The sequence below is a fragment of the Rhizorhabdus sp. P4_G6 genome, assembly GCF_056401045.1.
Map to the genome: position 1 here is coordinate 1 of NZ_JBFUKC010000039.1, position 10,224 is coordinate 10,224.

The 10,224-nt window shown below is 62.3% G+C and carries 12 protein-coding genes; 6 read left to right on the top strand and 6 right to left on the bottom strand.

All coding sequences use genetic code 11. The annotated features are described in order from the left end of the window. A partial coding sequence (locus AC1DPF_RS18485) for a calcium-binding protein (RefSeq protein ID WP_477962843.1) occupies nucleotides 1-735 on the top strand: 735 nt, incomplete at its 5' end. Nucleotides 736-833: 98 nt separating this feature from the next. Here the strand turns inward: AC1DPF_RS18485 and AC1DPF_RS18490 are convergent. The 4 genes from AC1DPF_RS18490 to purC all read right to left on the bottom strand — a co-directional run bounded on the left by AC1DPF_RS18490 (nucleotide 834) and on the right by purC (nucleotide 4,136). Continuing rightward, nucleotides 834-1,271 (bottom strand): Ros/MucR family transcriptional regulator, encoded by a 438-nt coding sequence (locus AC1DPF_RS18490; RefSeq protein ID WP_477962845.1) that lies wholly within the window; start codon nucleotides 1,269-1,271, stop codon nucleotides 834-836. A 243-nt stretch (nucleotides 1,272-1,514) separates the two neighbouring features. Further along, nucleotides 1,515-2,324, bottom strand: coding sequence for a ferredoxin--NADP reductase (locus AC1DPF_RS18495; RefSeq protein WP_477867345.1), 810 nt, complete (start codon nucleotides 2,322-2,324; stop codon nucleotides 1,515-1,517). Nucleotides 2,325-2,525: 201 nt separating this feature from the next. After that, a complete protein-coding gene (locus tag AC1DPF_RS18500; protein ID WP_477962847.1) occupies nucleotides 2,526-3,197 on the bottom strand; it encodes an RBBP9/YdeN family alpha/beta hydrolase in 672 nt (223 codons plus the stop codon). A 162-nt stretch (nucleotides 3,198-3,359) separates the two neighbouring features. Next, nucleotides 3,360-4,136, bottom strand: coding sequence for a phosphoribosylaminoimidazolesuccinocarboxamide synthase (purC, locus tag AC1DPF_RS18505; RefSeq protein WP_340315244.1), 777 nt, complete (start codon nucleotides 4,134-4,136; stop codon nucleotides 3,360-3,362). A gap of 213 nt (nucleotides 4,137-4,349) precedes the next feature. Here purC and AC1DPF_RS18510 point away from each other — a divergent pair, with 213 nt between their 5' ends. The 3 genes from AC1DPF_RS18510 to AC1DPF_RS18520 all read left to right on the top strand — a co-directional run bounded on the left by AC1DPF_RS18510 (nucleotide 4,350) and on the right by AC1DPF_RS18520 (nucleotide 7,144). Further along, on the top strand, nucleotides 4,350-6,284 hold the full coding sequence (locus tag AC1DPF_RS18510; protein ID WP_477962849.1) for a potassium transporter Kup: 1,935 nt from the start codon (nucleotides 4,350-4,352) through the stop codon (nucleotides 6,282-6,284). A gap of 61 nt (nucleotides 6,285-6,345) precedes the next feature. Then, complete coding sequence (locus AC1DPF_RS18515; protein ID WP_477867351.1) at nucleotides 6,346-6,762, top strand: PaaI family thioesterase; 417 nt, start codon at nucleotides 6,346-6,348, stop codon at nucleotides 6,760-6,762. Between the two features lies 1 nt (nucleotide 6,763). Next, nucleotides 6,764-7,144 (top strand): PaaI family thioesterase, encoded by a 381-nt coding sequence (locus AC1DPF_RS18520; RefSeq protein ID WP_477962851.1) that lies wholly within the window; start codon nucleotides 6,764-6,766, stop codon nucleotides 7,142-7,144. A 106-nt stretch (nucleotides 7,145-7,250) separates the two neighbouring features. On the opposite strand, the gene AC1DPF_RS18525 is transcribed toward AC1DPF_RS18520, so the two are convergent. Next, the gene (locus tag AC1DPF_RS18525) at nucleotides 7,251-7,640 is read right to left on the bottom strand and encodes a response regulator (RefSeq protein ID WP_477867355.1); all 390 of its coding nucleotides are present in this window, start codon (nucleotides 7,638-7,640) and stop codon (nucleotides 7,251-7,253) included. Between the two features lie 113 nt (nucleotides 7,641-7,753). Between AC1DPF_RS18525 and AC1DPF_RS18530 the strand changes: the two genes are divergently transcribed. Then, nucleotides 7,754-8,230 (top strand): hypothetical protein, encoded by a 477-nt coding sequence (locus AC1DPF_RS18530; protein ID WP_477962853.1) that lies wholly within the window; start codon nucleotides 7,754-7,756, stop codon nucleotides 8,228-8,230. Between the two features lie 7 nt (nucleotides 8,231-8,237). Here the strand turns inward: AC1DPF_RS18530 and AC1DPF_RS18535 are convergent, their stop codons facing one another. Next, nucleotides 8,238-8,534: a DUF6894 family protein gene (locus AC1DPF_RS18535; protein ID WP_477867359.1), complete on the bottom strand. Its 297-nt coding sequence runs from the start codon at nucleotides 8,532-8,534 to the stop codon at nucleotides 8,238-8,240. 129 nt (nucleotides 8,535-8,663) lie between these two features. Here AC1DPF_RS18535 and AC1DPF_RS18540 point away from each other — a divergent pair, with 129 nt between their 5' ends. Further along, nucleotides 8,664-10,052: a leucyl aminopeptidase family protein gene (locus tag AC1DPF_RS18540; protein WP_477962855.1), complete on the top strand. Its 1,389-nt coding sequence runs from the start codon at nucleotides 8,664-8,666 to the stop codon at nucleotides 10,050-10,052. Nucleotides 10,053-10,224 lie beyond the last annotated feature (172 nt).

Genomic DNA, 10,224 nt, shown 5'->3' on the forward strand with positions numbered 1-10,224 from the left:
GAACTGATCGCGTCGCTGGTGATCAGCGGCGGTTCCGCTCCTGCCGGTGGTTCCCTGACGAGCAGGCTGTCCGCCACCCGACCGGATTTTCTGGGCGGTGAGGGCAAGGATCAGGTCTATGGCGATGCGCAGGCCAACACGATCATCGGCGCGGGTGGTGACGACACCTTCTACGGTGCTGGCGGCAACGACAAGCTCTACGGAGGCGCCGGCAATGACTTTATCGATGGCGGCACCGGCCAGAACGAGATCTTCGGAGGCAACGGCAACGATTCGATCTATGGGGGAGGCGGCGGCAATAGCCTGTCTGGCAATGCGGGCGACGACATCATCCTGGGCGGCTCGGGCAAGGACCTCATTATTGGCGGTGCAGGCGTCGACACACTGACCGGAAACGGCGGAGACGATGTCTTCCGCTTCGCCTCAGGCGATTCACTTGGCGCGACGGCAGCCGGGCTCGATCGAATCGTCGACTGGCAGAGCCGATACAAGATCGACCTCGACATCTCCGGCAGCGCGACCAATTATATGGAAGCGAAAGCGGCCACCTTCGCCGCCGCGCAGGGCCAGGCTGACACCCTCTTTGCGCAGGGAACGATCAAGATCGCCGCCTTTCAGGTTGGAACCGATGCCTTCCTGTTCGCCGAAACCGATAGCAGCCATGCCGGATATGACGTGGCGATAAAGCTTGGCCACGGCACCTTGGCGAGCGTCGAATATGCGACCGTCATTTAAGGAGGTGCTCGGCGCCTTCCGATAAGGAATGGAGCGTCCCGGTGGGCCGATGGTCATCATTCATGGCCTTGCCCACCGGCAGACGCAAAGGAAGTGGCTCAACTGGCCGCTTGGGAGGGCCTCGCGTCACGCGATGCTTCGCTACCCTGCACCGGCTTCTTCCCGAGGCCGATCTTTTTCGCCATTTCGCGACGCCGATCGGCATAGTTCGGCGCAACCATAGGGTAATCGGCTGGCAGGTTCCACTTGCGGCGATAATCGTCCGGCGACATCCCGTAATTGGCCATCAAATAGCGTTTGAGCATCTTCATCCGCTTGCCGCTTTCGAGGCTGACGAGATAATCGCGTTTCACCGATCCCCGGACGGCAACCGCAGGCTCCTGCTGCTTAGCGGGAGAAGCGACGGGAGCGCCCAGCCCGACCAAAGCCGCATGGACGGCCTTGATCATGCCGGGCACTTCGCTGGCGTGGACAGCGTTGGCAGCGACATGAGCCGCTACGATATTCGCCGTGATGGCGAGGAGAGTATCGGACAACGGCCGCCTCCGTTCGGTGAACCTGGACGGATCAGCCTGTACCGGAGCCTTGGGCGGCCTGTGTTAGCAAATGTTAGCCGCCGCGGTACGAAGTTCCCCTGGGCCGGCAACGCATGGAACGAAACGCAGGCGTTATAGTTCTATCCATAGGAGCGGCTTTCGGGCCGCTTCATAAAAGGGGCTAGGAACCCATCGGCAGTTTCCCCTTCCGGTGGGTTCCACGCAATAAATCCCTGCGCGGGCTCAGCCCACAAAAGCCTTTTCGATAACGAAATCGGCGGGCTTGGCATTCGAGCCTTCCTGGAAGCCGAGTCTCTCCAGTATCGCGGAGCAATCCCGGATCATGTCCATGCTGCCGCACATCATCACCCGATCGGTCGCCGGATCCAACTTCGGTTCGCCCTCGACGCCGGCAAACATGCCGCCATCCTCCATCATCGCGGTGATCCGTGCCTGTCGCTCGAACGGCTCTCGGGTCACCGTGGGGACATAGCGGAACTTCGCAGCCGCCTCCTCCTCCACCAGCGGATCACCGGCCAGCCGCGTCTCGAGCACGTCGCGAAAGGCCAAGTCGCTCAGCCGGCGCACGCTGTGAACGATCACGACCTGCTCATAGCGCTCATAGATATCTGGATCGCGCATCACCGACAGAAAGGGCGCGAGCCCGGTACCGGTGGCAAGGAGAAACAGCCGCTTGCCTGGCGTCAGGGCGTCTGCGACCAACGTGCCCGTCGTCTTCCGCGCAAGATAGATTTCATCGCCTGCAATGATGTGGCGCAACCGCGACGTCAGCGGACCTTCCTCGACGGCGATTGAGAGGAATTCGAGCTCGTCGGCATATGACGGACTTGCGATCGAATAGGCCCGCAACAAGGGGCGCGCGTCGGTCGGCAGGCCGAGCATCACGAACTCGCCCGAACGGAATCGCATCGATGCGGGCCGGTCCACGGCGAAGCTGAACAGATGTTCGTTCCAATGCTTCACCCAGAGCACTGTCTGGATATTGAACGAATCGTTCGGCGCGATCTTTACCGCTTCCGTCCGGCTGCTCATCGTTTGCGTCCTTCCCATTGATACGTGATCGTGCGCGCTCCCTTAATGGGGCGGATAGGCAGACGCCACATCGGAATAATTTGGCCGAAGGACAGCTAAGCTTCATGCGGCGCACATGTGCGCTCGATCATGGCGAGATGGGCGACGCAAAAGCAACCCCGCCCGCTCCCCGGAGATGGAGCGGACGGGGCGCGAACCGTCCTAGGGACGGAACATGGGTGCCGGCCCGGATGCGGCAAGGCGGCTGGGGGTCGCAATATCGTCGAGGCTGCGGATCGGCTGAGAAGAGCCAGGCTCGACCAGGTCGATAAAACGGTCGAGCAATTCCTCGCCTTCGTCCCACCATCCGAGCCCGTCGGACGGCATGAAGTGGCCGCACTCGCCGAAGCGCGCAAAACCGGCACCCCATTGCCGTGCCAGGCTGAACGCGCGGTCGGCCGGGACCGCAGGATCATCGTCACTGGCTACGACCAGAGCAGGGAATGCGAATATGGTGGTCGGCAAGGGCGCGAAACATTGCAGCCGCGGGTCGGCGCTGTCGGCCGAAGGATCGCAAGGCCCGATCAGCAGGGCTCCGGCGACCGCGTTTTCACTCTCGCTGCTCATCAACCCGGCCCAGGCGGCAATGGTGAGCGCACCGAGCCCGTGTCCGACCAGAATCACCGGAGCGCCCACGCCGCGCAGGGCATGATCGAGCCGCATCACGCAGTTGTTGCGATCGGGTTGTCGAGCGCTGCCCAGATCGACAGCGCGACAATCGATGCGGCTTTCGGTCCAATGGCGCTGCCAATAGCCGGCGGCATCGCAATCGAGGTCTGGCAACAACAGCGTCACCGCCGCTGCGGATGGGTGCTCGAAACGGGACTTCGCCATGCTTCGATCCTCCTCGACTCGGCCCGAACCGGCCAGAAGTCATGCAGAACCATATGTCTAGCGTCTAAGTTGTAAATAGCAGTGCGACCAAATGCGGCGAGATTGCGGCAAGCGGAAAGGATTAAACCACTCTCGTCAGAAACCCGATCTAAGTGGTTGAAATCACTTACCTCTGTTTTTCCGATGGGTTTCCAGGTCCAGGATCATATTGTCACCTTCGGGCATCAGACCAAGCCTCCGTGCGATCTCCTGATAGGCTTCGACCTCGCCGCCCAGATCCTGGCGGAAGCGATCCTTGTCCAGCTTCTCGCCGGTTACCATGTCCCACAGCCGGCAGCCGTCAGGGCTGATCTCGTCGGCCAGAATGACGCGGCTATAGTCATTGTCCCAGAAGCGGCCGAACTCGAGCTTGAAATCGACCAGCCGGATGCCGATGCCGGCAAACAGCCCGCACATGAAATCGTTCACGCGAATCGCCATGTCGGCGATGTCGTGCATCTCCTCCTGGCTCGCCCAGCCGAAACATGCGATATGCTCGTCGGCGACCATCGGATCGCCGAGCGCATCATCCTTGTAGTAATATTCGATGATCGTGCGGGGCAATTGGGTGCCTTCCTCGATCCCCAGGCGCTTGACGATCGATCCCGCGGCCACGTTTCTCACCACGACCTCGATCGGCACGATCTCGACCTGGCGGATCAACTGCTCGCGCATGTTGAGCCTGCGGATGAAGTGGGTCGGAACGCCGATCGTTCCGAGCAGGGTGAAGATATGCTCCGAGATCCGGTTGTTGAGCACGCCCTTGCCATTGATCGTGCCCTTCTTCTGGGCATTGAAGGCGGTTGCGTCATCCTTGAAATACTGGATCAAGGTACCTGGCTCGGGACCTTCGTACAGGATCTTGGCCTTGCCTTCGTAGATTTGGCGGCGGCGGGTCATCGGTCGGGCCTCCGGGGGCGCGGGAAACAGAGAAGCCCCGGAGACAACGTCGATTCGGACGCGCCACCGAGGCAGTTCGAAGTCGCCTTTACAGCGATTGCCGCCCCCACGCAAACGCTGCCGCGCCGCAGCAACATTTCACGTGCATTTGTTCCGGCACGGGCCTACTCCGCCGCCGATTTGCCGTGCGAGGGCTGCTTGATGCAGAGTGATATGGCCGACCCCCAAGTGGGACAACTGCTTACGCGGCGTCGGAAGGACACGATGGCGGCGCTGACGCTGGGAGCGCTTGGCGTCGTCTTCGGCGATATCGGTACCAGCCCGATCTACGCTTTCCGCGAAGCCCTGGGCCAGGCTGCGGAGGGCGGCATCAATGCCAGCGAGATATTGGGCGTGCTCAGCCTTGCGCTGTGGGCGCTCATCCTCGTCGTCACCTGCAAATATGTGATGTTCCTGATGCGGGCCGATAATAACGGCGAGGGCGGCGTGCTTGCCCTGATGGCGCTCGCGCAGCGATCCGCGCGCAAGCGCCGGATGCTGGTGCTGGTGCTGGGCGCGGCGGGAGCGGCACTCTTCTACGGTGACGGCATCATCACCCCTGCCCTGTCGGTGCTGTCGGCCGTGGAAGGCCTCAAGACCATCCCTGGTCTCGAACACGCCATATCCCGCGGCGAAATCATCCTGATCACCTCGGCGATCATCGTCGGATTGTTCCTGATGCAGGCGCGAGGCACCGCGCTCGTGGCCAGGCTTTTCGGTCCGATCTGCCTGATCTGGTTCCTGACGATAGCCGCGATCGGCCTGATCCATATCTTCGACGAACCCGCCATATTGATGGCCTTCCTGCCCCACAACGGCGTGCTGTTCATGGCGAATCATGGCTTGGCGGGAATGTTCGTGATGGGCGCGGTATTCCTGACCGTGACTGGCGCGGAGGCGCTCACGGCGGACATGGGCCATTTCGGCGCAAAGCCGATCCGTTTCGGCTGGCTCATCATCGTCTTCCCGGCGCTTGCGCTCAACTATCTCGGGCAGGGCGCCTTCGCCCTTCACCGGCTCGAAGTCGCCGCCGCTCGCGGCGTGGATTTCACCAACCAGGACTGGTTTTTCCTGATGGCGCCGGGCGCCGCGCGCGTACCGCTGGTTCTGCTCGCGACCTGCGCCACCGTGATCGCCAGCCAAGCCGTCATCACGGGCGCATATTCGTTGACCCAGCAGGCAATCCAACTCGGGCTGCTGCCGCGCCTCAAGATCCGCCAGACCTCCGAACACGCCGCCGGCCAGATCTACCTGCCATCGATCACCCTGCTGCTGTTTATCGGCGTGATGATCCTCGTGCTCGGCTTCGGCTCCTCCTCGTCGATGGCATCCGCCTATGGCATCGCGGTGTCGGGCACCATGGTGGTCACCACCTGCCTGGGATTCGTGGTCGTGCGCCGCTCCTGGGGCTGGCGCCTGCCGATCACGCTGGCTGTAATCGCCCCGCTGCTGTTGCTGGATATCTTCTTCTTCGGCGCCAATATCCTGCGCGTCTATGAAGGGGGCTGGGCGCCATTGATCGTCGCAGTGGGCGTCGGGCTCCTGATCGCGACCTGGGTCCGCGGGCGCGCCCTGCTGCTGGCGATAGACCAGAGCCAAGCGATCGCGCTCGACGAACTTGCCCGAATGCTCCGCACGCGGCCGCCCGAGCGCGTGCCGGGCCTGGCGATCTTTCTATCATCCAGCGTGGAAGCCGCGCCGAGTGCGCTGCTCCATAATCTCAAGCACAACAAGATCCTCCACGAACGCAATCTGGCGTTGACCATCAACACGGTGAACAGTCCAGTGGTCCATGGCGCGGACCGGCTGGAGATGCACGACATCGACGAGAATTTCTCCCGGGCCGTGCTGAACTACGGCTTTATGGAAAGCCCCGACATTCCACGCGACCTCGCCTTCGCGCTTCGCCATGGCGACAACAAGCTCGAGCCGATGCAGACCAGCTACTTCATCGGGCGCTCGACACTGCGCCCCTCCAAGAATAGCGGCATGCCTTTCTGGCAGGACCTGCTGTTCATTTTCCTGCATCGCAATGCTTCCGACCCGACCGATTTCTTCAAGATCCCACCGAACCGGGTTGTGGAACTTGGCTCGCAGACAACGATCTGAAGCGGGCGAGATGAGCGTGGGGCTTGCACCCGACGCGCAAAATCCTATGCCGGAACCAATCATGGACGAGATCGAACTGCAGAAGCTGCGAGGCGCCCTGGCCGGCCACACGGCGGAACTGGGCCTGCGCTACGTAGCCCATGGCGAGGATTGGGCCGAAATGGCGTTCGACTATGATCCGCGGTTCGCCATGACCCGGTCAACCGGTATCCTCGCATCTGGCCCGATCATCTCGTTGATAGACAGCGTGTCCGGTCTCTCGATAATGGCCAAGATAAAGCGGGTGCGGCCCCTGGCGACGCTCGATTTGCGGATCGACTATTTGCGATCGGCGCCTGCTGGCCGTGCAATCACCGCGCGCGCCACCTGCTACCGCGTCACGCGCCATGTCGCATTCGTGCGCTGCGAAGCGCATGATGGCGACCCGGACGATCTCGTCGCACAGTCCATGTCCAGCTTCTTCTTCACGGCGGATTGAGATGGAGCAGCAGCCGCCTTATGCCRCAGTCATCGGCGCCCGGTACAGCCAAGCCACCGGCGAACCTATCCTCACGATACCGTGGAGGATCGAAATCCAGGGGCGGCCGGGCTTCGTTCATGGCGGCGTGATCGCGGGGCTGCTCGAAATGGCCTGCTATGAAGCGATCAACCAGGAGTTCGGGAACGGCGACCATACCCGCATCAAGCCCATCAACGTCGCGGTCGACTATCTCCGCGGCGGGCTCATGATCGACACGCATGCGGTGGCGCAAATCGTGCGCGTGGGGAAGCGCGTCGCCAATGCCAGCGCCGTCTGCTGGCAGGACGACCGCAGCAGGCCGATAGCGACCGCCCGGATGCACCTGTTGCTGGATCGATAGCCGCTCATAAAACGCAGGGATCCGCCAGCGCAAAGGCCGGCCTGTTCAATCCGGACCACTGTCCCGCGCCTGCCGTGGGCTTACGATCGGCGGATGGAAAGCGCGCTCACTCCGCAATCGATCCGCCAGACTGGTTGAGAACCGTCGATATGCCTGTAACGATCTGGGCAGAGGCAAAGGGCTTCTGGATGAAGATGCTGCCTGGAACCCCGAAGGCGCTCCAATCGCTGCCGCTATCCGCACTGACATAGACCACGCCCACCTGAGGATAGTACTCCCGCGCATGTCGAGCGACATCCCATCCGGATATGTCGCTGGCCACTCTGATGTCAGTCACCAGGCCGGCAGGGCCATTACCCTCCTGATCGAGGAAGAGGAGCGCTTCGTCGGCAGTGCCGCAACAGGCGACTTGGAACCCGCCTTCAAGCAAGGCGTCCTCTATCATCGAACAGATGACGGGTTCATCTTCCACGACCAAAACCAAATTTCTGTCCACCAGCCATCCCCCTCCGGCCACCCGTCCGATATGACCACTTGTAGTCACAACGAGTTCGGGCAGCCGGCGTTCCCGCTGCGCCGGACATTATCCCGCCGCCTATCAAGCAGGGCATGGAACAACCATTTTTCAACATTTTAGCTGCTATCCATGAGGCATTCCAACGGCCGTCGGCAAAAGCCCCTATGAAATCGCACGATCTCTATGCCACGAAGGGCAACTCATCCAGTACCTCGTTCGACGGGATCTGGACGATGCGGTGCGGCAGCTTTGGGTGCCTCGACCACGAGATGCGCGGTGGGGTCCTGCAGGTGCAGGCGGAGCGGCTGTTCGGCGGCGACAGCAATTTCGCCTATCTCGGCTCGGGGAACGTCAGCAGGGGCGAGCTTTCGGGATGGCTGGATATCACGCGCCACGACGACGATCCGGCCATCGCCTGCCTGTGGGGCACGAACGAACGTCTCTACAAGCTTCGCCTTGTGGCAGAACTCGTTTCGCCTGAGCATGTCGAGGGGCGATTGCTGCGCTCCGGCTATCCCGACAAGCATCTAACCATGCGCAAGCTTATGCCCATAATCACAATAATTTGATGCGCAGCTACCGAATTGAAACTATCCTTGGCACCCCGACAGCCTCACCGAGGCTCAGCGTCAACACCGGCACGCCGCCGTCGCGCTCCACCACGATAAGGTGGTCCAAGGCTAGGCGCCCCTCACGTACCTCGGCGGCAAGAATATCGCGCGCGCCTCTTAACGCCTGTTCCGACGCCGCCTCGTCATCGCGCAACCTGACGCCCTCCTCGTCGTCAAGATCCATGGAATCGCAGCGATAATGGAAATAATAACGCGGCATCAACGGCCCCAGTCTGGTTCGATTATTGCCATCGGCACGCATGATACCGATGACAGAAAGTCTGTCGTCGAGAGGATTTATGCCGGCTGAACATTGCGAGGGAACCCGACCTAAACCAGCAGTCTGCTGCAAGCGCTTCCACGCCCGACGATCCGGCCCTACAAACGCTGGATGACCGATTTTTCCGACCTGCTCCTCCCCGATCGGGGCGAACCCGCCCATCTTCTCACCGCGCTTCCCGCCGAGGCTTTCAGCCATTGGCTGAAAGCGCAGCCAGTGCAGGTCCGCACCCTGGCTGCAGCCGGCCAGTTCAAGGCGAAGCCGGGCGAACTGCTGATCTTGCCCGGCCGCAAGGACGGTGAATGGTCTGCCGTCTTCGGTGCGGCCAAGCATCCCGGTCCGTGGGAAATCGCGGCGGTGGCGCAAAAGCTTCCGGCGGGCCGCTACCGGCTCGAGGGAGAGGCTCCGACCGAAGGCGCGCTCGGCTGGCTCCTCGCGCACCACCGCTTCGATCGCTATCTGGAAAAGCCGGAGCCGGTCCCGGCACGCGTCCTGCTGACCAAAGATGCGGCCGGCATCGCAACCTCGGTTGCACTGGCCGAGGCCGTTGCGCTGGTCCGCGACCTAGTCGACACGCCGGCCGCCGACATGGGGCCGGCCGAGCTCGCCGCGGCGGCGGAAGCCGTCGCCAGGGAGCATGATGCGAGTTTCAGGCTCACCCAGGGCGACCGACTCGACCAGGACTATCCCATGATCGCGGCGGTCGGGCGGGCGGCGACCCGTGATCGCGCGCCCCGGCTCATCGAGCTGGAATGGGGCGATCCGAAGCATCCGAGAGTAGCGATCGTCGGAAAAGGCGTCTGCTTCGATTCGGGTGGACTCGACATCAAGCCATCCTCGGCAATGCTCAACATGAAGAAGGACATGGGCGGCGCGGCGCACGCGCTGGCGTTGGCGCGACTGGTGATGGGCGCGGGCCTTCCGGTTCGCCTTCACCTGCTCATCCCCGCCGTCGAGAATGCCGTGTCGGCGGAAGCGTTCAGGCCTGGTGACATATTGCGCAGCCGCAAGGGGATCTCCGTGGAGATCGGCAACACAGATGCCGAGGGCCGCCTGGTGCTCGGCGACGCCCTCGCGCGCGCGGCTGAGGACAAGCCTCTGATGATCCTCGACTTCGCCACCTTGACGGGCGCGGCCCGAACCGCGCTTGGCCCTGACCTCCCAGCCCTGTTCACCAACGATGAGGGGCTCGCGGTCGATATCGCTCTCGCGGCGCAGCAGGTTTCGGATCCGGTATGGCGGCTGCCGCTTTGGGCGGATTATGCCGAGATGCTCAAGTCGACGGCTGCGGACATCAACAACGCCGGCGAAGGTGGGATGGCCGGCGCCATCACCGCAGCGCTATTCCTCGAGCGGTTCGTGCCTCAAGGTACGCCTTGGGCGCACTTCGATACATTCGCCTGGCGGCCGACGGCCAGGCCGGGCAGACCCAAGGGTGGCGACGCGCTCGGAATGCGGGCGGCTTTCTCAATGCTCCGTGCCAGATTCGTTTCGGCATAAGCCCGAATGCCGGATTTAAGCGACGAGTCGCGGAAAAATATATCGCTTCCTGAAACGAAGTCGGAGCCCGCGTGTTTTCTTATTGGGAGAATGCACCTCCCACCAAGCTTTCATGTGAAGGGCGCGTATTATGGCCGAGAACCAGCTTTCCCAATGGATGCGGGCCCTGGTG

Excerpts from the sequence above, each read along its gene's own strand:
- AC1DPF_RS18500 (WP_477962847.1), bottom strand. The coding sequence starts at position 3,197 with ATGGCGAAGTCCCGTTTCGAGCACCCATCCGCAGCGGCGGTGACGCTG.
- AC1DPF_RS18495 (WP_477867345.1), bottom strand. The coding sequence starts at position 2,324 with ATGAGCAGCCGGACGGAAGCGGTAAAGATCGCGCCGAACGATTCGTTC.
- AC1DPF_RS18535 (WP_477867359.1), bottom strand. The coding sequence starts at position 8,534 with ATGCGTGCCGATGGCAATAATCGAACCAGACTGGGGCCGTTGATGCCG.
- AC1DPF_RS18530 (WP_477962853.1), top strand. The coding sequence starts at position 7,754 with ATGGAACAACCATTTTTCAACATTTTAGCTGCTATCCATGAGGCATTC.
- purC (WP_340315244.1), bottom strand. The coding sequence starts at position 4,136 with ATGACCCGCCGCCGCCAAATCTACGAAGGCAAGGCCAAGATCCTGTAC.
- AC1DPF_RS18510 (WP_477962849.1), top strand. The coding sequence starts at position 4,350 with ATGGCCGACCCCCAAGTGGGACAACTGCTTACGCGGCGTCGGAAGGAC.
- AC1DPF_RS18540 (WP_477962855.1), top strand. The coding sequence starts at position 8,664 with ATGACCGATTTTTCCGACCTGCTCCTCCCCGATCGGGGCGAACCCGCC.
- AC1DPF_RS18515 (WP_477867351.1), top strand. The coding sequence starts at position 6,346 with ATGGACGAGATCGAACTGCAGAAGCTGCGAGGCGCCCTGGCCGGCCAC.